Annotated in this window: 18 protein-coding genes; 10 read left to right on the forward strand and 8 right to left on the reverse strand. The window is 73.2% G+C overall.

Translation table 11 applies throughout. The features are described 5' to 3' along the window. Positions 1 to 52 precede the first annotated feature (52 nt). Positions 53 to 1,285, reverse strand: a complete 1,233-nt coding sequence (locus tag OG617_RS20335; RefSeq protein WP_405094635.1) for a serine hydrolase domain-containing protein — start codon at positions 1,283 to 1,285, stop codon at positions 53 to 55. Positions 1,286 to 1,350: 65 nt separating this feature from the next. On the opposite strand from OG617_RS20335, the gene OG617_RS20340 reads away from it, so the two are divergent. Both OG617_RS20340 and OG617_RS20345 read left to right on the forward strand, forming a co-directional pair. Then, positions 1,351 to 1,944 (forward strand): pentapeptide repeat-containing protein, encoded by a 594-nt coding sequence (locus OG617_RS20340; RefSeq protein WP_405094636.1) that lies wholly within the window; start codon positions 1,351 to 1,353, stop codon positions 1,942 to 1,944. Positions 1,945 to 2,054: 110 nt separating this feature from the next. Beyond that, entirely contained in the window at positions 2,055 to 2,384 is a 330-nt protein-coding gene (locus OG617_RS20345; RefSeq protein ID WP_405094637.1) for a hypothetical protein, read from the forward strand. Positions 2,385 to 2,507: 123 nt separating this feature from the next. Here the strand turns inward: OG617_RS20345 and dacB are convergent, their stop codons facing one another. Then, a complete protein-coding gene (gene dacB / locus OG617_RS20350) occupies positions 2,508 to 4,091 on the reverse strand; it encodes a D-alanyl-D-alanine carboxypeptidase/D-alanyl-D-alanine-endopeptidase (protein WP_405094638.1) in 1,584 nt (527 codons plus the stop codon). A gap of 71 nt (positions 4,092 to 4,162) precedes the next feature. Beyond that, positions 4,163 to 4,903, reverse strand: a complete 741-nt coding sequence (locus OG617_RS20355; protein WP_405094639.1) for an MIP/aquaporin family protein — start codon at positions 4,901 to 4,903, stop codon at positions 4,163 to 4,165. Positions 4,904 to 5,143: 240 nt separating this feature from the next. On the opposite strand from OG617_RS20355, the gene OG617_RS20360 reads away from it, so the two are divergent. Beyond that, on the forward strand, positions 5,144 to 5,425 hold the full coding sequence (locus OG617_RS20360; RefSeq protein WP_405094640.1) for an adhesin: 282 nt from the start codon (positions 5,144 to 5,146) through the stop codon (positions 5,423 to 5,425). Between the two features lie 95 nt (positions 5,426 to 5,520). Here the strand turns inward: OG617_RS20360 and OG617_RS20365 are convergent, their stop codons facing one another. Further along, positions 5,521 to 6,684 (reverse strand): beta family protein, encoded by a 1,164-nt coding sequence (locus tag OG617_RS20365; protein ID WP_405094641.1) that lies wholly within the window; start codon positions 6,682 to 6,684, stop codon positions 5,521 to 5,523. An 86-nt stretch (positions 6,685 to 6,770) separates the two neighbouring features. On the opposite strand from OG617_RS20365, the gene OG617_RS20370 reads away from it, so the two are divergent. From OG617_RS20370 to OG617_RS20390, 5 genes are all read left to right on the forward strand, one after another. Beyond that, entirely contained in the window at positions 6,771 to 7,664 is an 894-nt protein-coding gene (locus OG617_RS20370; protein WP_405094642.1) for a sulfotransferase domain-containing protein, read from the forward strand. Positions 7,665 to 7,948: 284 nt separating this feature from the next. Next, positions 7,949 to 8,341 carry a cupin domain-containing protein gene (locus tag OG617_RS20375; protein ID WP_405094643.1) on the forward strand — a complete coding sequence of 131 codons (393 nt, stop codon included), beginning with the start codon at positions 7,949 to 7,951 and terminating at the stop codon, positions 8,339 to 8,341. A gap of 75 nt (positions 8,342 to 8,416) precedes the next feature. Further along, positions 8,417 to 10,201 (forward strand): glycoside hydrolase family 15 protein, encoded by a 1,785-nt coding sequence (locus OG617_RS20380; RefSeq protein ID WP_405094644.1) that lies wholly within the window; start codon positions 8,417 to 8,419, stop codon positions 10,199 to 10,201. 76 nt (positions 10,202 to 10,277) lie between these two features. Next, entirely contained in the window at positions 10,278 to 11,063 is a 786-nt protein-coding gene (locus OG617_RS20385; protein WP_405094645.1) for an aldo/keto reductase, read from the forward strand. An 81-nt stretch (positions 11,064 to 11,144) separates the two neighbouring features. Then, positions 11,145 to 11,738, forward strand: a complete 594-nt coding sequence (locus OG617_RS20390) for a hypothetical protein (RefSeq protein WP_405094646.1) — start codon at positions 11,145 to 11,147, stop codon at positions 11,736 to 11,738. 152 nt (positions 11,739 to 11,890) lie between these two features. Here the strand turns inward: OG617_RS20390 and OG617_RS20395 are convergent, their stop codons facing one another. Then, complete coding sequence (locus tag OG617_RS20395) at positions 11,891 to 13,042, reverse strand: GH12 family glycosyl hydrolase domain-containing protein (RefSeq protein ID WP_405094647.1); 1,152 nt, start codon at positions 13,040 to 13,042, stop codon at positions 11,891 to 11,893. Positions 13,043 to 13,360: 318 nt separating this feature from the next. On the opposite strand from OG617_RS20395, the gene OG617_RS20400 reads away from it, so the two are divergent. Both OG617_RS20400 and ctaD read left to right on the forward strand, forming a co-directional pair. Further along, a complete protein-coding gene (locus OG617_RS20400) occupies positions 13,361 to 14,467 on the forward strand; it encodes an FAD-dependent monooxygenase (RefSeq protein WP_405103845.1) in 1,107 nt (368 codons plus the stop codon). 141 nt (positions 14,468 to 14,608) lie between these two features. Continuing rightward, positions 14,609 to 16,366, forward strand: coding sequence for a cytochrome c oxidase subunit I (gene ctaD / locus OG617_RS20405; RefSeq protein WP_405094648.1), 1,758 nt, complete (start codon positions 14,609 to 14,611; stop codon positions 16,364 to 16,366). Positions 16,367 to 16,442: 76 nt separating this feature from the next. Here ctaD and OG617_RS20410 read toward each other — a convergent pair whose 3' ends face one another. The 3 genes from OG617_RS20410 to OG617_RS20420 all read right to left on the reverse strand — a co-directional run bounded on the left by OG617_RS20410 (position 16,443) and on the right by OG617_RS20420 (position 19,680). Next, positions 16,443 to 17,684 carry an MFS transporter gene (locus tag OG617_RS20410; protein ID WP_405103847.1) on the reverse strand — a complete coding sequence of 414 codons (1,242 nt, stop codon included), beginning with the start codon at positions 17,682 to 17,684 and terminating at the stop codon, positions 16,443 to 16,445. Positions 17,685 to 17,726: 42 nt separating this feature from the next. Next, positions 17,727 to 18,308, reverse strand: coding sequence for an isochorismatase family protein (locus OG617_RS20415; RefSeq protein WP_405094649.1), 582 nt, complete (start codon positions 18,306 to 18,308; stop codon positions 17,727 to 17,729). An 85-nt stretch (positions 18,309 to 18,393) separates the two neighbouring features. Next, positions 18,394 to 19,680, reverse strand: coding sequence for a nicotinate phosphoribosyltransferase (locus tag OG617_RS20420; protein ID WP_405094650.1), 1,287 nt, complete (start codon positions 19,678 to 19,680; stop codon positions 18,394 to 18,396). Between the last annotated feature and the right edge of the window lie 2 nt (positions 19,681 to 19,682).

The following is a 19,682-nucleotide window of genomic DNA, read 5'->3' on the forward strand; positions in this document are numbered from 1 at the left end:
GAGGCCGCCGCTCGCCGCCCGTCGACTGGCCGCCTCCCGGAGGTGGCCCGGCTCAGTCGACGAGGGCGGAGTAGACGAGCTGGCGCAGCTGCGACCGCAGCGGGTAGGTGCTCGACGGCAGGAGCTGGGTGAACAGCAGCGCGGTGACCTCCTCCACCGGGTCCACCCAGAACGCGGTGCTGGCCATCCCGCCCCAGTAGTACTCGCCGACGCTGCTCGGCACCCGGGCCGGAACCGGGTCCTGCACCACGGCGAAGCCGAGGCCGAACCCGATGCCCTCCAGCACCGTCTCGGCGAACCCGGACGGGGAGAACGAGGCCAGGTCCCGGCCGCCGGGCAGGTGGTTGCGGGTCATGAAGCGCACCGTCCGGGGCCCGAGCAGGCGTACGCCGTCCAGCTCGCCGCCGCGCAGCAGCATCTGGGTGAACCGGTGGTAGTCGGCGGCCGTCGAGACCAGCCCGCCACCGCCGGACAGCCACGACGGCTCGGTCAGCGTGGCCCGGCCGATCGAGTCGGCGCGGAACACCTGGCCGGTCGTCGGGTTCGGGGCGTACAGGGCGGCCAGCCGCTCGGCGTCCGGCTCGTCGACCCACCAGCGGGTGTCGGTCATGCCCAGCGGGCGCAGGATCCGGTCGGTGAGGAACTGGTCCAGCCGCCGGCCGGAGACGACCTCGACGAGCCGGCCGAGCACGTCGGTGGAGACCCCGTAGTTCCAGCTGCTGCCCGGCTGGAAGAGCAGCGGCAGCCGGGCCAGCGTCCGGGTGGCGGCGGTCAGGTCGGCCCCGGCGGGCACGGTGAGGTCGAAGCCGGCGGCCCGGTACAGGCCGTCGACCACGGAGACCTGGGCGAAGCCGTACGTCAGCCCGGCGGTGTGGGTGAGCAGGTGCCAGATCCGGATCGGCTCGGCCGCCGGCACCGTGTACGGACTGGTCACCGGGCCCCTGTCGTAGACCCGGGCGTCGGCGAACTCCGGCAGCCAGCGGCTGACCGGGTCGGTCAGCTCGAACCGGCCCTCCTCCCACAGCATCATCGCCGCGACGGAGGTGATCGGCTTGGTCATCGAGTAGATGCGCCAGAGGGTGTCCGGCTCGACCGGGGCGCCCGCCTCCCGGTCCCGCAGGCCGTAGGTCGAGGAGTGGGCGATCTCGCCCCGGCGGGTGACGACGATCTGCCAGCCGGCGAGCCGCCCCTCGTCGACGTACCTGCCGAAGTGCTGGTCGATCCGCGCCAGCCGGGCGGGATCGAAGCCGAGGCGGTCGGGGTCGGTGCTGCGCGCCACACTCACCCGCCGAACCTACTGTCCGGTACGGGCTGTGCGGAAGACGCTGGCTTGCCCAGTAGGCTGACCAGGTGCTGGAGCCGACCGAGGACGTCACCTTCCGCCACGACGACTGGTACGGCGAGGAACTGGTCGACCGGCACTTCGTGCGCTGCGAGTTCTTCCACGTGGACCTGACCGAGGCGGTCAGCCGGGGTGCCGTCTTCACCGGGTGCACCTTCGGCAACGTGGCGTTCAACGCCTCCCGGCACATCGACTCGGCCTTCACCCGCTGCGTGTTCAAACGGTGCAACCTCTTCGACGCCGAGTTCACCGGCTGCAAGCTGGTCGGCAGCAGCTTCGAGGAGTGCGACCTGCGTCCGCTGCGAATCGACGGCGGGGACTGGTCGTTCGTGGCCCTGCCGGGGGCCGACCTGCGCGGGGCGCGTCTGACCGACGTGCGGATGCGCGAGGTGGACCTGACCGGCGCCGACCTGACCGGCGCCACGGTCACCGGCGTCGACCTGTCCGGGGCCCAACTGCACGGCTCCCGCCTCTCCCGCGCCGACCTGCGCGGCAGCGACCTGTCCGCGCTCGACCCGACCGCGGTGGAGCGGGTCGACGCGCTGATCGACGCCGAGCAGGCGCTGGTGCTGGCCCAGGCGCTCGGCTTCCAGGTCGGCTGACCCGGGCCGGTCCTGAGCCGCCCGGGGGACAGTTTGTCCGTCGCGCCGCTGCGGAGCGGCCGTACGTTTCTGCTGTCCCGGTCCGTCCATCCTCTGTGGAGGCTTCACCGATGAGCAGCACCGCCACCCGTACCGTCCGTCCCGCGACCCCCCTCGGCGACGAGGAGTCGGGGGAGACGCTCCGGGAGATCCCGCTGCCGCCGTACATCACGGGGGAGGACGCGCAGTTCGCGGTGCGGGCGGTGGTGGTGCACGCGCCTCGGCGCTGGTCGGGCGGGACGGTCTGCCGCAACGACGCGAGCCCGCACCCGTGCCGGCTGCACCGCTGGGGCCGGCGGGTGCTCACGCTGCGCGGCCTGCGGTCCGCCGAGATCGACGCGCTGGTCGAGCGGGGCGACCCCACCGTGACGGTCCGCCTGCCCGCCCGCCCCGGCGCCTGAGGACGCGGCGGGCCCGCCTCCCGTCCCGGCGGGCCCGCCGCCCCGCCCGGCCCCGCCCCGCCTCATGGCCAGCGGCCAGCGGCCCGGGCCCCTTCCTCCGCACCTGGAAGGGGCCCGGGTCGGTCAACAGGTGATCGGCTTCACCCAGGAGCACTCCCGTCCCTCTGGGGTCCGCGGCGTGTCGGGCGCGGCGGGCGGTGCCTGCCGCTCCGCCCCCGGATCCCTGTCGGTGTACGACGCCAGCGCGATCGCGATCTGGTCCTCCAGCCCCTTCACCGACGAGGCGAGGTAGTTGTTCAGCACGACGGAGAAGGCCAGCAGATGCCCGTCGGCGTCGGTGACGTAGCCGGAGAGGCTGGACGCGCCGGTCAGGCTGCCGGTCTTGGCGTGCACGTTGTCCGCCGCAGGGGTGCCGCGCATCCGGCTGCGCAGGGTGCCGCCCACGGAACGGTCGGCGTTGCCGGCGACCGGCAGCGCGGCGTACCAGGCGTCGAACCACGGCTCGGCGCGGACCGTGGCGAGCAGGGCGGCGAACTGGGCCGGCGGGATCATGTTCCGCCGGGACAGCCCGGAGCCGTCCCGTTGGCGCAGCGTCCCGGTGTCCATCCCGGTGTCGGCGACGTACTCGCTGATCGCGGTCAGCCCGGCCGGCCAGGTCCCGGAGCCGGAGAGGATGCGGCCGATCTCCTTGGTCAGCACCTCGGCGTGGCCGTTGTTGGACAGCTTGAGGAACGGCACCATCAGTTCGGCCAGGGCCATCGAGTCGTGCTGGGCGATCGGGGTGGCGTCGGCCGGGGTGGCCCGCCCGGGCACCGTCCGGCCGAGCACCCGGACGCCGTGCCGGCGCAGGGCGGCGCGGAACACGTCGGCGGCGTACCCGGTCGGCTCCCAGACGGTCACCCACTCGCTGGCCGGGTCCGCGCCCACGGCGATCTGGCCGGTGACGACGACGGTGTTGCTCCCGTGTGCGCGCTCGAAGGAGAGGGTGGTCTCCCCGGTGGACACGGTCTCGGCGCGGTTGTCGATCCGCAAATATCCGTTCGGCGGGGTCATGGTGACCGCCGGCTTCCCCCCGGCCGTGGTGGCCGGGGCGGCGTGCACGATCGCGGTGCCCGCGTCGTAGTCCGTGTCCGGCGCGACGGTCAGCGCCGAGACCTGCGCGGCGTAGTAGTAGGGCTCGTCGTCCGAGGTCCAGTCGGAGCCCAGCCGGGCGTCGTCGTAGCGGGTGTCGTCGGCGACCAGGTCCCCGGTCACCACCCGGACGCCGGTCGCGGCGACCTGGGTGGCCAGCTCGTCGTAGTCGGCGGCGAGCATGGTGGGGTCGCCGCCGCCGCGCAGGTAGAGATTCCCGGAGACCACCCCGGCCCGCCGCCGCCCGTCCGCGCTCACCGTGGTGCTGAACCGGTGGCCCGGGCCGAGCAGCGCCAGCGCCGCCGTCGAGGTCAACAGCTTGGTGTTGGAGGCCGGGACCAGCCGACGGTCGCCGTTGCGGTCGTAGAGGGTCTCGCCCGTCGCGGTGTCCACCACGACCACCCCGGCCTGCGCGCCGGCGAGCCGGGAGTCGGCCAGGATCGAGTCGATGGTCGCGGTGAGCCGCGTCAGGGCGGGGGTGGGCGCCTCGGCGGTGGCGGTGGGGGCGCCGGCCGTGGCCGCGACGGCGACCAGCGCCGCCAGCGCGAGCGCCCGGGGGAAGAGACGACGATGCATGCGCTGATGCTGCCATGCAGGTTTCTGCCGGGAAACCCCATCATGCGAAGGTTATTGCCAAACCGGGGAGGTCAGGGGTTCGCCGGCCGGGCGTCTCCGGGGGCGGAACCGGTCGGCTCCTCCGGCTCGGCCCGGTAGCGCGGGTCGCGGCGGACGACCAGCGGCGCGACCAGGGCGGCGAGCACGCCCCCGAGCAGCGGGAACACGATGAACACCCAGAGCTGCCGCAGCGCCGTGCCGCCCTGGAAGACCGCCGGGCCGAACGACCGGGCTGGGTTGACCGAGGTGCCGTCGAGGGTCACCCCGACCAGGTGGCAGGCGCCGAGCGCCAGGCCGATCGCCAGCCCGGCGAAGCCGGCGTGCTCGGTCCGGGCGGTCACCACCAGCACCACCAGCACGAACAGGAAGGTCAGCACCGTCTCCAGCACCGCCGCCCCGCCCCGGTTGATGTGCGCCCCGTAGCCGTTGCTGCCGAGCGCCCCGGTCTGGTCCGCCACGGCGCCCCAGCGGGTCAGCCCCCAGATGACGAAGCTGGCCACGGTGGCGCCGGCGAACTGCGCGATCCAGTACGCCACCGCGCCGACGGCCGAGATCTTCCCCGACAGCAGCACCCCGAGGGTCACCGCCGGGTTGACGTGGCTGCCGGATAGCGGGCCGATCGTGTAAACGAGCCCCAGCATGATGAAGCCGAAGGCCAGGGCGACCACCACCACGCCGCCCTGGACGCGGGCGAACACCGCGCTGCCCACGCCGAAGAAGACCAGCAGCAGGGTGCCGAGGAACTCGGCCGCATACCGCCTCGCGTCGTCCATGGGCTCAGCGTATGGAGCATCGGGGCAGCTCGTAGGCGGTTTGGATGCGAGGGGCCGGTCGAGCATGTTCTATTTGACGGACGCCCCGTCAGGAGGCACCGTGGGCAGGGAGGGGCGTGCGACCTGCCCCGTTTCGTATGGCGACGGGCCTTTCGTCGCCCAGCTCCCCCGCGTGCTCGTCCGCGGGTGGGCCCGGCCTGCGCCGACCCGCGACCGGGAAGAATCCACGAGGAGGCAACCATGCTGACCATGACCGACAACGCCGTGCTCGTGATCCGCGACCTCGCCGCCCAGGAGGACGTCGCCCAGGACGGCGGCCTGCGCATCGCAGCCGACGCCGACGCCGGCTCGCTCACCATCGAGTTGGTCCCCGAGCCGGCGCAGGGCGACCATGTGGTGGACACCGAGGGGGCCCGGATCTTCCTCGACTCCGACGCCGCCGAACTGCTCAGCGACACCGCGGTCGACGCCAGCGTCGACGACGAGGGGATCGTCCAGTTCGGCTTCACCGACAAGGAGTAGTCGCTCCGGCTGCACCGACAAAGGAGTAGCCGCTCAGGCTGCACCGACAATGGAGCAGCGCTCCGGCTTCATCCGCGAGGCGTGGCCGCCGCGACTCAGTCGGCCCGTCCGGCCTCGCCGCCCCGGTGCGGTCGCCCAGGGCGGCCACGCTCCGGGCCGCCGCGCCACCCGCCGGTCCGGCGCTCGCCACCCGACCACGCGCGGTCCTCCCCGCCGGGCCGCGTCCCGGGTCGCCGGTCGTCCGCCGGCCACGCCCCGTCCGGTCGGCCCAGGTCGAACAGCACCCGCGCCAGGTGGTGCGAGGTGCTCCAGGCCGCCCAGTTCGTCGTCGACCCGGCACCGGCCATGCCCCGGGACCGGCGCAGGATCTCGTGGTCGCCCCAGGAGAAGCCCGCCCCGCCCGCCGGCCAGTGCGGTGCCGACACCAGCGTCCGGCACAGGTCCGCCACCCGCTCGTCGCCCCGGCCGCCCCGTCGCGACCAGCGGTACACCCACCACGCCCCGTCGGTCGTGTAGCGGACGGTGGGCAGCCTGTCCCCGGCGGCGTCCACCCCGGGCACCGCGCAGTCGACCCCGTAGTCGCCGTACCCGACGCCGAGGTCGGCCAGCCGCCGCCAGAGCAGCCAGTCCCAGCGGTCCAGGCGTACCGGCTCGTCGGTGGGGAGCCCGGACAGGGTCGGCGGCACCCCGCCGGCTGCCACGGTCACCGCCTGCCAGGCGTGCCGCCGCGCCCAGTCCACCAGCCGGCGGACCCGAGGCTCCGCCGACCGGACGTCGGCCTGGCAGCAGACGTCCCCGGCGTCCACGAGGAGTTCGCACTGTTCCGGGGCCAGCCGGGTGAGCCGCCAGATCCGCTCCACCGCAGCCGTCGTCGCGTCCGGGCCCGACCGGTCGAGGCCGGCCCGCAGCCGCACCACCAGCCGGCCGGCGTACGCCCGGGCCGCCAGGCCGTGCGCCGTCAGCCGTGCGTCGCTCTCCGCGAGCCCGGCCACCGGGACCAGCGGTACGCCCCAGCGGATCAGCTCGCCGCCCACCCCGTCGGGCAGTGCGGTCACGTCGACCGCCGGCAGCAGCCCTGGCGGCAACCGGGAGAGACTGTCCGGAAGGGAGTTGTCCATCGTGGACACGGCGAGCACCGGGGCGAGCAGGGCTGCCGCGGCGCCGTCGAGGTGTCGGAGCGCCTCCAGCGTGCCTCGTCGACCGGTGAGGACGGGGCGGTAGATCGGCTCCGCCGCCCGGCCCCAGTGCGCGGGCACCATAGTTCAATGTAGCGACACATCGGCGCCTGTCACAGGGCACCCGGAAAATGCGGTCGCGCGGTCGCGCGGGCCGCTACCATCCCCGGGTGCCCGGCACCCCCATCCGCTACCGCTCGCCCGACGAGGACAGCGCCCGGTGGCGCGGTTTCCCCTTTCGCAACGGCGACATCGTCATCAGCACCCGGTCCAAGAGCGGCACCACCTGGATGCAGATGATCTGCGCCCTGCTGGTGTTCGGCACGCCCGACCTGCCGGCGCCGTTGCCGGAGCTGTCGCCCTGGCTGGACTGGCTGGTGGAACCCCGCGCCGCGGTGTACGCCCGGCTCGCCGCCCAGCCGCACCGCCGGTTCGTCAAGACCCACACCCCGCTCGACGGGATCCCGCTGGACGACCGGGCGCACTACGTCGTGGTGGCCCGGCACCCGCTGGACATGGCGGTCTCCCTCTGGCACCAGAGCGGCAACCTCGACCGGGAGCGGATGGCCGAGCTGACCGGCCAGCCGGCGCCGCAGGGGCCACCCGCCCCGCGTACCCCGTTGGTGGAGGCGCTGGGGCGCTGGGTGGACCGGGAGGTCGACCCGCGCGAGGAGATGGACTCCCTCCAGGGGGTGCTGTGGCACCTCGGCGACGCCTGGGCCCGCCGGGACCGGCCCAACGTGCTTCTGGTGCACTACGACGATCTGGTGGCCGACCTGGACGGGCAGATGCGCGCGCTGGCCGGCCGGTTCGGCATCGAGGTGCCCGCGCCGCGCTGGCCGGAGCTGGTCGAGGCCGCCACCTTCGACCGGATGCGCCAGCGGGCCGACCGGCTCGTCCCCGACCCGGCGGGCGTGCTGAAGGACCGGTCGGCCTTCTTCCGGCGCGGCCGTTCCGGGCAGGGCCGGGAGCTGCTCGACGCGGCGACGTTGGCCCGGTACCGGGCACGAACCGCCGCCCTCGCCCCGCCGGACCTGCTCGCCTGGCTGCACCGCGACGGCTGACAGCCCCGGCGGCGGCGTCCGGGACCGGCCGGGTGTCGCGGGCCCGGACACGGGCGCACGGCGCCGCCGCGACCCGGGGGTCGTAACGTCGCCGCGCTCCGGCCGTCTCCCACCACCGCAGCCGTACGGCGGTACGCCAGCGGGGACCTGGCTCGACCGGCCCAGTTGCGCCGGCTGACGCTCTCGATGCCCGGTGTGGGCGGGCCCAAACCCCGGATCAGTGAGGATTTCCATCATCTGTCGTTCCCGGCGTGACAGGGGCCGTCACCGGGTATGTGCCCGGCATGGAGCATTTCACGATCGCGACCGTCGCCGAGAAGAGCCCGGATTTCCGGCGGGTGCTGTGGACCGGTGAGCACACCCAGCTGGTGATCATGACCATCCCGCCGGGCGGCGAGATCGGCGAGGAGGTCCACGAGGGCACCGACCAGATCCTCACCTTCGTCAGCGGCACCGGCGAGGCCCGGGTGGGCGGGAAGAAGAAGGAGGTTGCCCAAGGCGACCTGGTGGTCGTTCCGGCCGGGACGAAGCACAACTTCGTCAACACCGGCCCCAACCCGCTGGTCCTCTACACCGTCTACGGCCCGCCCGAGCACGCCGACCAGGCCGTGCACCGGACCAAGAAGGAGGCCGACGCGGCGGAGGCGGCCGGCAAGGACGAGCCGCCGACCTCCTGATCGACCCGGGCCGGCCGGCGAGGACCCCCGCGCCCTCGCCGGCCTGATCCGGGCGGGCGCGGGTACCCGGCGCGGGTGGACCAGCCGCCGATCTCCGACTACGGGTTCCTGTCCGACTGCCGCTCCGGCGCGCTGGTCGGCCGGGACGGCTCGGTCGACTGGTGGTGCCCGGACCGGTTCGACGGCGCCTCGGTCTTCGGCCGGCTGCTGGACCCGCAGGGCGGGCACTGGCGGCTCGCGCCGCTCGCGCCGTCCCGAGTGGAACGGGCGTACCGGCCGGACACGCTGGTGCTGCGCACGGTCCACCACACGCCCTCCGGCAGCGTCGCGGTCACCGACGCACTATCCGCCCAGATCGGCGCGCGCGGCCACGAGGTGGGGATGGACTCCCCGGCCGTGCTGCTGCGGGTGGTCGAGGGGCTCACCGGCCGGGTCCGGATGGGCCTGGAGTTCGTTCCGCGCCCCGAGTACGGCCTGCTCACCCCGTACCTGCACGAGCAGGACGACGGCGGCGTGCTGGCCTCCGCCGGGCCGGTCACGCTGGTGCTGCGCGGCACCGGACCGGCCCTGCGAGCCGACCAGGACCGGGTCCGGCAGGAGTTCGAGGTCGCCGCCGGGCAGCGCGTCGGCTTCGACCTGGCGTACGCGCCGGCCTACCGCGACCGGCCGGCCCGGCTGGACCCGGTCGTCGCGCTCGCCGAGACGGTGCTGGCCTGGGAGGGGTTCCGGGAGACGCACCGCTACGACGGCGCGTACGCCCCGCAGGTGCGGCACGGCGCGACCGTGCTCACCGGCCTGACGTACGCCCGCAGCGGCGCGGTCTCCGCAGCCCTGACCACGTCGTTGCCCGAGCGGGTCGGCGGCGACCGCAACTACGACTACCGTTTCTCCTGGCTGCGCGACTTCTCGATGACCATGCGCGCCTTCTGGGTGGCCGCCTGCCCGACCGAGGCCTCCCGGCTCTTCGCCTGGGCGGCCCGCTCGATCGGCCGGGTCGGCGGGACGCCGGTGCCCGTGCTGTTCGGGCTGGAGGGGGAGCGGGACCTCTCCGAGCACGACTGCACCCACCTGCACGGGTACGCCGGCAGCCGGCCGGTCCGGATCGGCAACGACGCCTGGCGGCAGCACCAGCTCGACGTGCCGGGCGAGGTCATCTCGGCGGTCTGGCGGCTGCACGAACAACTCGGCGAGCCGTTCGCGGAAGAGCTGCGGGAGATGGTGGTGGGGCTCGCCGAGCAGGTCGCCGCGACCTGGCGGCTGCCCGACCGGGGGATGTGGGAGACCCGGGACACCGACCGGCACTACCTGTCGTCCAAGGTGCTCTGCTGGACGGCGCTGGACCGGGCGGTCATGCTGGCCCCGAAGCTCGGCGACCGCGCCGACCCCCGCCGCTGGGCGACGATCCGGGACGAGATCCGCGCGACCGTGCTCCGCGAGGGCTGGAACGACCGGGTCGGCGCGTACACCGGGGCCTTCGGCTCGACGGAGCTGGACGCCTCGGCCCTCTTCCTGCCGGTGGTGCACTTCCTGGAGGCGTCCGACCCGCGGATGCGCGCCACCATCGCGGTGGTCGAACGCGAGCTGGGCACCGACGACGGGCTGGTACGGCGCTGGAACACCGACCCGGCCGGCTTCCTGCTCTGCTCGTTCTGGCTGGTGGAGTGCCTGGTGATGGCCGGTGAGCCGGAGCGGGCCCGGCGGCTGTTCGAGCGGATCCTCGGGCACGCCAACGATGTGGGGCTGTTCGCCGAGCAGATCGACCCGCGCACGGGGGCCCAGCTGGGCAACTTCCCGCAGGCGCTGTCCCACATCGGGCTGATCAACGCCGCCTGGCGGCTCACCGACCCGGCGGCGGCCTGAGCCGACCCCGCGCGGCGCCGGTTGCGTGCGTACCCCGGTGGGCATGGCCGGCGGGATCGCGGGTAGAACAGCCGCCATGGACAGCCTCGACCAGCCCACCGCCCTGCTCCCCGGCGACGTGCGGATGCCGCTGCTCGGCTTCGGCACCTGGCAGGCCACGGGCCAGGCCGGGTACGACGCCGTGCTCGCCGCCCTCGACGCCGGTTACCGGCACCTCGACACCGCCACCATGTACGGCAACGAGGAGGAGGTGGGCCGGGCGGTCCAGGAGAGCGGGCTGCGCCGGGAGGACATCTTCATCACCACCAAGCTGCCGCCGGAGCGGGTGGGCCGGGAGCGGGAGACGATCGAGGCCAGCCTCCGCGCGCTCGGCACCGACCACGTCGACCTGTGGCTGATCCACTGGCCGCCGTCCTCGCCGGCCGACAGCATCCCGGTCTGGCGGGAGCTGCTCGCCGCCCGGGACGAGAACCTGACCCGGGCGGTCGGGGTGAGCAACTACAGCACCGGGCAGATCGACGAGCTGATCCAGGCCACCGAGGAGAACCCGGCGGTCAACCAGATCCGGTGGAGCCCGTCGCTGTACGACCGGCAGCGGCACCTGGAACACCGGGACCGGGGCGTGGTGCTGGAGGGGTACAGCCCGTTCAAGTCCAGCGACCTGTCGGACCCGGTGCTGACCCGGATCGCCGCCGCGCACGGAGTGTCACCGGCCCAGGTGGTGCTGCGCTGGCACATCGACCACGAGATCGTGGTGATCCCGAAGTCGGTCACGCCTGAGCGGATCCGCGCCAACGCCGACATCTGGGGGTTCTCGCTGACCGCCGAGGAGATGCGCGACATCGACGCCTTGGGTACCTGACTCTGCTGGAAAAGGGCCATCGGGATATCGGCGTGTGCCTCTACAGTGGTCACTTCGGATCTCCCGCCGCGAAGGAGCAGTGTGACCCGCTTCCGCCATGCCCTCATCCTTGCCGGCGTCGCCTTCGGTGCGTCGGCTCTCCTGCCGCCCGCGCACGCCTCGGCGGACACGATCGACAAGTTCGCGCACGCCCTCTTCGACAGCAGCGGCGACAGCGTCGGCATGGACGTCGACGTGGAGAAGATCGCCGGCAACACCACGATCGACGTTCAGTGGCACGACGTGCGGTGCGAACGGATCGACACCGCCTACGTCTGCGACTACGTGTGGCGTTCAGCGTTCGGCGTGCCTGTCGAGCACTTCTCGTTCTCCCTGACCGGCACCACCACGGTCGCCGCGGATCTGCCCTACCAGGAGCTTCGGCGGCACTGCTCGACCGTTGATGAGCAGGAGGAGTGCAGCACCGCTCCGGAGACCAGCGGCACGACCAGGATCGAGGTGACCTGGACCGCGTCCGGCGAGCCGACCCGCTCCGAGTGGACCGACGAGCAGGGGGTGCGCCGAGTGGTGAAGCAGGTGGACACGACGGTGAGCGGCAGTGCCTTCGACCGTACCTACGGCGGTGCGCCGAGCTACGGCGTGGTGCACCGGGTCCGGACCGTCGACGCCTCCTGACCGGCGCGGTATGAGCTGTGCGGGTCGCCGTGACGTGTGGCGAGGGCTCGCCCCCGCCTGAGGCCGAGCGCGGTGTGGTCCTCGCCGTTCCGCTGGCCCGACGCCGTGGAGGGTGGCGGCCGGTTGGCCCCACCCTCCACGGCGTCGCGGGGTCAGAGCCGAGTGCAGGTCACGCCGTTGAGGGTGAAGCTGGTCGGCGACGAGTACGTGCCGCTCAGCGTCCCCTGGTAGCCGAAGCCGGCGGTGCCGCCCGGGGCGAGCGTCCCGTTGTGGCCGATGTTCCGAGCGGTCACCGCCGACCCGCTCTGGGAAACGGTGGCGTTCCACGAGCCGGTGATCTGCTGCCCGGCCGGCAGGGTGTACGCCAGCGTCCAGCCGTTGACCGTCGACGAGCCGGTGTTGGTGATCTGCACGTCGGCGGTGAAGCCGTTGTTCCACGAGTTCGGCGTGTACTTCACCGCGCAGCCGCCCCCGGCCGGGGGAGTGGTCGGCGGGGGAGTGGTCGGCGGGGGAGTGGTGGGCGGCGGAGTGGTGGGCGAGGGGCCACCGGTGTTCACCGACTGCGAGAACGAGTTGACCGCCAGCCCCGCGCCGCCCTGCCACGGCTCGAAGCCGGCCTGGATGCTGGTGAGGTACCAGGAGTTGGTGATCGCGCCCCGGCTTCGCGTGTCGTTGATGAAGTCCAGGACGTCGAAGCTCATGGCGGGGATCGCCGACGGCGCCAGGTACGAGATGACGTTGTTGCCGCCGTTGTTGCCCCGCCAGACCTCCCAGGTGCGCCCGGCGACGGTGGCGGTGCCCACCGGGGAGCCGATCGGCTGGATCGGGCCCTGTCGGTTGAGCCAGATCATGATCTCCATCTGGTTCACCCCGTCCCGCTTCGGCGAGGGGTCCAGCCAGATGTCGTACGAGGCGTTGTAGGTCGCCCCGCTGACGTAGTTGTAGCTGATGCTGCTGGGCGCGCTGCTGAGCTGGCTCACCTGGACCGGCAGGTTCGTGCCGGGGGAGCAGTTGGTGTAGTGGCAACCCACGAAGATCGACGGGTACGACACCGGCGCGCCGTTGGTCGGGGCGGAGCCCTGCTGGCTGGTGATGCCGAACCCGGTGCCGGTGGCGTTGATGCACTGCTGGGCGCTGGTGCCCCAGCGGTTGTTCTGCACGACGTACTTTCCGCCGATGACCGTCGAGCCGTACTGCTCGCAGATCTGGGTGTCGGCGGAGGCGCTGCCGCCGAGGGCGACGGCGACGAGGGAGCCGGCGGCGAGCAGGCCGGCGGCCGCGAGGGCGCGGAGTGGACGCTTCATGATGCTCCTTGGCTTCGGCGTCGGAACGGTTCCAGAGGTGCGGCGGGAGCGCTCCCATGCTCTGTGGACACATTCACATGTCTGAAACCTTCGCGCAACCGGGACCGGCTCGTTTTCGCCGCGGGCCGCATTCATCGGCGCGAATCACGCCCCGGTGGTGGCCTGGCCGGCCGGGCGTCTTGCCCTCCTCCGGCGATCGACGTCGCCCCGTCGAGGGTGGGCGCGCCCCGGACGAACGGCCCTGGCGTGCACCGATCGCACCGAGTAGTGTCTTGCCTCCAACGCGTGCCGAACTCCCCTCCGGAGGCGTACACCACGATGGGTGGCTCCCCCCTGCGCATTCTCGTCGTCGGTGCGGGCATCGCCGGTCTGGCCGTGGCCCGAGCGCTGCGGATGGCGGGCTTCCGGCCCGACGTCACCGAGAAGCTGCCCCCGTCGGAACTCGTCGACACCGGCCTCTACCTGCCCGGCAATGCGGCGCGGGCGCTGCGCCGGCTGGACCTCGACGGCCCGGTGCGCCCGCTCGGGCAGGTCGTCCACCGGCAGCGCTTCCTCGACGCCTCCGGTGCCCCGCTGTGTGAGGTCGACCTGGACGCCCTCTGGGCCGACGTCGGCGAGTGCCGGGCGCTGCCCTGGTCCGAGCTGTACCGGGTACTGCTCACCGGGGCCGGCGGCGCGGTCCGGCACGGGGCCGAGGTGTGCCGGATCGAGCTGCTGCCCGCTGCCGTCGGCGTCACCTTCGTCGATGGCACCGCCGCCGAGTACGACCTGGTGGTCGGCGCGGACGGCCCCCGCTCGGCGGTGCGCTCCCTGGCCGCGCTCGGCGGGCCGTCCCGGCCGGCGGGTCAGGTGGTCTACCGGGCCGTCGTCCGGGGCGGCCCCCGGGTCGACGAGTGGACCGCGCTGCTCGGCCAGCGGGCCGGCTTCCTCGTCGTGCCGCTCGGTGCCGGGCGGCTCTACTGCTACGCCGACGAGGCGGGCACGGTGCCGCCGGCCGACCCGCAGGCCCGGCTCCGCGAGCTGTTCGGCGGGTACGGCGGGCCGGTGCCGGAGGTGCTGGAGGTGCTGGAACGGGTGCACGTCGGCACCACCGAGGAGGTCGAGCTGGGGCGCTGGTCCCGGGGGCGGGTGCTGCTCGTCGGCGACGCCGCCCACGCCACCGCCCCGACCCTGTCCCAGGGGGCGGCCATGGCGCTGGAGGACGCCGTGGTGCTGGCCGACTCGCTGAAGGGGGCCGACACCGTCGAGGCGGCCCTGATGGCGTACGAGAGTCGCCGCCGTCCGCGTACCCGGTGGGTGCGGGACCGGACCCGGGACCGCAACCGGACCCGCGACGTCCCGCCGGCGCTGCGCGACCCGCTGTTGCGCGGGCGCGGCGGGCGGATTTTCGGCGAGCACTACCGGTTGTTGGTCGACCCGCTCTGAGGCGTGGACCGGGGCGGTGGGTGATCGTAGCCGCCCACCCCACGCGGCACCCCCACCTGCCGGGGACTATCCTTCCTCCGGATGACGGCTCGTAGATAACCACGCGTGCCGAGCGGCACAACCCAGAACCGGAGGCCACTCGTGACCACCGTCGCACCCAAGCCGGTTGTGACCCGGCCCTGGCCGGTACGAGAGCCGGTCAAGGGGTCGGCATTCTCGCGGCTGCTGCGCACCACGGACGCGAAGCAGATCGGGATCATGTACATGATCACCGCGTTCGTGTTCTTCATGATCGGCGGCCTGATGGCGCTGATCATGCGGGCCGAGTTGGCTCGCCCCGGGCTGCAGTTCCTGTCGCCGGAGCAGTACAACCAGCTGTTCACGATGCACGGCACGATCATGCTGCTGTTCTTCGCGACGCCGGTCGTGTTCGCCTTCGCGAACTACGTGGTGCCGCTCCAGATCGGCGCCCCGGACGTGTCGTTCCCGCGGCTGAACGCCTTCGCCTACTGGCTCTACCTGTTCGGTGGCCTGATGGCGACCGGCGGCTTCCTCGCCCCGGGCGGCGCGGCGGACTTCGGCTGGACGGCCTACACCCCGCTGAGCACGGTCGAGCACTCGCCGGGCGTCGGCGCCAACATGTGGGTCGTCGGCCTGGCCATCTCCGGTCTGGGCACGATCCTCGGCGCGGTGAACCTGATCACCACGATCCTGACCCTGCGCGCGCCCGGCATGACCATGTTCCGGATGCCGATCTTCACCTGGAACATGCTGGTCACCAGCCTGCTGGCGATCCTGATCTTCCCGCTGCTGGCCGCCGCGCTCTTCGCGCTCGCCGCGGACCGGCTGCTCGGCTCGCACGTGTACGACCCCGCCACCGGCGGGCCGATGCTGTGGCAGCACCTGTTCTGGTTCTTCGGGCACCCCGAGGTCTACATCATCGCGTTGCCGTTCTTCGGCATCATCTCCGAGGTCATCCCGGTCTTCTCCCGCAAGCCGATCTTCGGCTACAAGGGTCTGGTCGCCGCGACCATCTCCATCGCCGCCCTGTCGATGAGTGTGTGGGCGCACCACATGTTCTCCACCGGCCAGGTGCTGCTGCCGTTCTTCAGCTTCCTGAGCTACCTGATCGCCGTCCCGACCGGTATGAAGTTCTTCAACTGGCTCGGCACCATGTGGCGGGGCCAGATCACCTTCGAGACGCCGATGCTGTTCGCGGTCGGCTTCCTGGTGACGTTCCTCTTCGGCGGCCTGACCGGTGTGCTGCTGGCCAGCCCGCCGCTCGACTTCCACGTGCACGACTCGTACTTCGTGGTGGCGCACTTCCACTACGTGCTCTTCGGCACGATCGTGTTCGCCGTCTTCTCCGGGGTCTACTTCTGGTTCCCGAAGATGTTCGGCCGGATGCTCGACGAGCGGCTGGGCAAGATCCACTTCTGGCTCACCATGATCGGCTTCCACACCACCTTCCTGGTGCAGCACTGGCTCGGCGCCGAGGGCATGCCGCGCCGGTACGCCGACTACCTGCCCAGCGACGGCTTCACCACGCTGAACATGATCTCCACGATCGGCGCGTTCATCACCGGCATCTCGACCCTGCCGTTCCTCTGGAACTGCTGGAAGTCGTACAAGACCGGCCCGGTGGTCGAGGTCGACGACCCGTGGGGTCACGGCAACTCGCTGGAGTGGGCGACCAGTTCGCCGCCCCCGCTGCGCAACTTCGACCGGATGCCGCGGATCCGCTCCGAGCGCCCGGCGTTCGACGCGAAGTTCCCGGAGCTGGCGGCCGGCCAGAGCCTGGCCGGCCCGCCCGAGGGCGGCGCGAAGCCGCTGAGCAGCGAGTCCGACGGTGGCGCCAGCTACCAGGAGGACACCGCCGGGAACCTCGACCAGCGCTGACCCACACCGCACCGTACGACGGGCGCCGCACCCCACCGGGGTACGGCGCCCGTCGCTTCTTCCCGTGGCGAGCTGTTCAGGCCGGGGCCAGCTCGTCGACGCCCGGGGCGGCTGGGGCCGGGGCCGGGGTGCGGCGGTGGCGCAGCTCGGCGGGGAGCACGGCGGCGGCGACCAGCAGGCCGATCGTGCCGGTCACCACGAATCCCCACCAGGGCACGGAGGCGTCGATCACCGCACCGGCCAGCGGGGCGCCCAGCGCGATGCCCACCGTCACCGCGGAGCCGTGCAGGCCCATCGCCTCGCCGCGCACGGTGGCCGGGACCAGTTGGCTGACCGCGTCGGCGGTGGCGGCAAGGGTCGGCGCGCAGAGCATGCCGGCCGGGATCAGCGCCAGGCTGAGTAGCCACCAGTGCCCGCCGCCCAGCCCGACCGGGATGGTGCACAGGCTGAGCGCGGCCACCAGCGCCAGCGGGGACACCTGCCGGCTGACCGCGCCGTACGCGAAGCCGCCGACCAGCGAGGCGACCGCCCACGCGGCGAGCACCGCGCCCGTCCAGCCGACCTCGCCGCCGGCCCGCAGCACGGCGACCACCGCGACGTCGGTGCCGCCCAGCACCAGCGTGGCGGCGAGGCTGGCCACCAGCACGGCGACCAGCCGGGTCGTCAGCCACTCCCGGCGGGGCACCCGGCGATGCTCGCGGGGCGGCTCTTCGGCGGCGCGGGTGGGCGGGTTCAGCAGCCAGAGGGCGATGCCGGCGCCGACGACGCCGGCGCCGACGGCGTACAGGGTGAACCGGGCGGACACGGCGGTGGACAGCGCCACGGCGAGGGCCGGGCCGACCATGAACGACAGCTCCATCGACATCGAGTCCAGCGCGTACGCCGGGCGGCGCCGCTGCGGCGGCACCAGCGCCGCGATCGACTGCCGGATCACCGAGAAGATGGGCAGGGCGAGCAGCCCGGCGACGAACGCGGCCGGCAGCAGCACCGGATAGGGCAACGCCGGCGCGGTGGACCAGAAGATCCCCTCGGCGACGGTGGTCAGGGCGAGCACCGGGCGCAGGCCGTGCCGGTCCACCAGCCGGCCGAGGATCGGGCCGCCCAGCGCCGCGCCCACGGTGGTGGCCGCCCCGACCAGGCCGGCCGCGCCGTACCCCCGGCCGAGGTCGAACACCACGTGGAAGGTGATGGTCACCCCGGTCGCGGTGAGCGGGACGCGGGCGAGCACCGACACCAGCAGCAACGACCGGAGACCAGGCAGGGCGAGCACCTGCTGGTAAGGCTTCATGTTCACGACGGTCCGTACCTCCCGGGCGATATCCTTGCCCCCGGATACGACACCCGCCAGCGGTTTACCGCCTCAGGCGGCCCGGATCACCGGCTCGCCGTGCATGGCCACCCCGGCACCCTCCATCGCGCGCAGCGCGACGTCCAGGGTCTCCGGCGCCACGGCGGCGGTCAGGTCGAGCAGCACGGTGGTGGCGAACCCCTCCCGGGCGGCGTCCAGCGCGGTGGCCCGGACGCAGTGGTCGGTGGCGATGCCGACCAGGTCGACGCGGTCCACCCCCCGGGCGCGCAGCCAGTCGGCCAGGCACTCGCCGTCGTCGGCGTGCCCCTCGAAGCCGGAGTACGCCGCCGCGCGTTCGCCCTTGTGGAAGATCGCCTCGATCGGGCCGGTGGTCAGCTCCGGGTGGAACTCCGAGCCGGCCGTGCCGACGACGCAGTGCACCGGCCAGGAGTCGATGTAGTCCGCCGGATCGCCGAAGTGCGCGCCCGGGTCCACGTGGTAGTCCTTCGTCGCCACCACGTGGTCCCAGCGGTCGGGCTCGGCGGCGAGCAGCCGGGAGATCTCGGCGGCGACGCCCGCCCCGCCGGCCACCGCGAGGGACCCGCCCTCGCAGAAGTCGTTCTGCACGTCGACGATGATCAGCGCGTTGGCCATGTCAGGGGTGCTCCTTCGCGGTGCGGGTGATCCGGTCGGCGGGCGAGTCGGGTGGCGAGCCGAACGGCGGGCGGCGGGCGGCGGGTCAGCCGGCGGGGACGACGGTCACCGGGACCGCCGGGTCGCCGGCGGAGAGCTTCAGGCCCTCCCACGGGATCGAGATCAGGCACTGCCGCAGGTGCTCCCGCGACTCGTCCAGCGTCGGCAGGTCGACCGGCTCGCCGCCGGCCACGTACGACCGCTGGAGCAGCCGGTCGTGCGGCTGCCGGTCCGGCACGCCCTGCGGGACGACGACCTCCTCGGTCGCGGTGCCGGTCGGCTTGTGCCGGCGGACGGCCACCTTCCGGCCGCCGATGGTGGCCTTGTGCTCCGAGCGCTTCACCACCGGCCGCCCCGACACCTCGACCAGCTTGTAGACCAGGCCGGCGGTGGGCGCCCCGGAGCCGGTGACCACGGCCGTGCCCGCGCCATACATGTCGACCGGCTCGGCGGCGAGCGCGGCGATGGCGTACTCGTCGAGGTCGCCGGAGACGATGATCTTCGTCTCGGTGGCGCCGAGGGAGTCGAGCAGCTCGCGGGACTGCTGGGCGATCACCGTCAGGTCGCCGGAGTCGATCCGGACCGCGCGCAGCTCCGGCCCGGCGACCTCGATCGCGTTGCGGATGCCCTGGCTGATGTCGTACGTGTCGACCAGCAGCGTGGTGTCCTTGCCCAGCGTCGCGACCTGGGAGGCGAACGCCGCCCGCTCGTCGCCGTGCAGCAGGGTGAACGCGTGCGCGGCGGTGCCGGCGGTGGGGATGCCGTACCGCGCGCCGGCGGCCAGGTTCGAGGTGAACCGGAACCCGGCCAGGTACGCGGACCGCGCTGCGGCGACCGCCGCCTCCTCATGGGCCCGCCGGGAGCCCATCTCGATCAGCGTCCGGCCCCGGGCCGCGGTGACCATCCGGGCGGCCGCCGCGGCCACCGCGCAGTCGTGGTTGAGCACCGACAGCACCAGCGTCTCCAGCACCACACACTCGGCGAAGCCCCCGGAGACGGTGAGGATGGGGGAGCCGGGGAAGAACAGCTCGCCCTCGGCGTACCCGTCGACGTCGCCGGTGAAGCGGTAGCCGGCCAGCCACTCGGCGGCGGTGTCGTCGACCACCCCGGTGCGGCGCAGGAAGTCGACCTCGTCGGCCGAGAAGCGGAAGTCGCGGATCAGGTCGATCAGCCGGGCGGTGCCGGCGACCACGCCGTACCGGCGCCCGGTGGGCAGCCGGCGGCTGAAGACCTCGAAGACGCACGGGCGGTCGGCGGTGCCGTCCCGCAGGGCGGCACTGATCATGGTCAGCTCGTAGTGGTCGGTCAGCAGCGCGGGGCGAAAGGTGCTCACCT

The organism is Micromonospora sp. NBC_01412 (assembly GCF_045040215.1).
Lineage (GTDB): Bacteria > Actinomycetota > Actinomycetes > Mycobacteriales > Micromonosporaceae > Micromonospora > Micromonospora rubida.

Excerpts from the sequence above, each read along its gene's own strand:
- OG617_RS20415 (WP_405094649.1), bottom strand. The coding sequence starts at position 18,308 with ATGGCCAACGCGCTGATCATCGTCGACGTGCAGAACGACTTCTGCGAG.
- OG617_RS20360 (WP_405094640.1), top strand. The coding sequence starts at position 5,144 with ATGCTGACCATGACCGACAACGCCGTGCTCGTGATCCGCGACCTCGCC.
- OG617_RS20345 (WP_405094637.1), top strand. The coding sequence starts at position 2,055 with ATGAGCAGCACCGCCACCCGTACCGTCCGTCCCGCGACCCCCCTCGGC.
- OG617_RS20385 (WP_405094645.1), top strand. The coding sequence starts at position 10,278 with ATGGACAGCCTCGACCAGCCCACCGCCCTGCTCCCCGGCGACGTGCGG.
- OG617_RS20375 (WP_405094643.1), top strand. The coding sequence starts at position 7,949 with ATGGAGCATTTCACGATCGCGACCGTCGCCGAGAAGAGCCCGGATTTC.
- OG617_RS20365 (WP_405094641.1), bottom strand. The coding sequence starts at position 6,684 with ATGGTGCCCGCGCACTGGGGCCGGGCGGCGGAGCCGATCTACCGCCCC.
- OG617_RS20400 (WP_405103845.1), top strand. The coding sequence starts at position 13,361 with ATGGGTGGCTCCCCCCTGCGCATTCTCGTCGTCGGTGCGGGCATCGCC.
- OG617_RS20395 (WP_405094647.1), bottom strand. The coding sequence starts at position 13,042 with ATGAAGCGTCCACTCCGCGCCCTCGCGGCCGCCGGCCTGCTCGCCGCC.
- dacB (WP_405094638.1), bottom strand. The coding sequence starts at position 4,091 with ATGCATCGTCGTCTCTTCCCCCGGGCGCTCGCGCTGGCGGCGCTGGTC.
- OG617_RS20355 (WP_405094639.1), bottom strand. The coding sequence starts at position 4,903 with ATGGACGACGCGAGGCGGTATGCGGCCGAGTTCCTCGGCACCCTGCTG.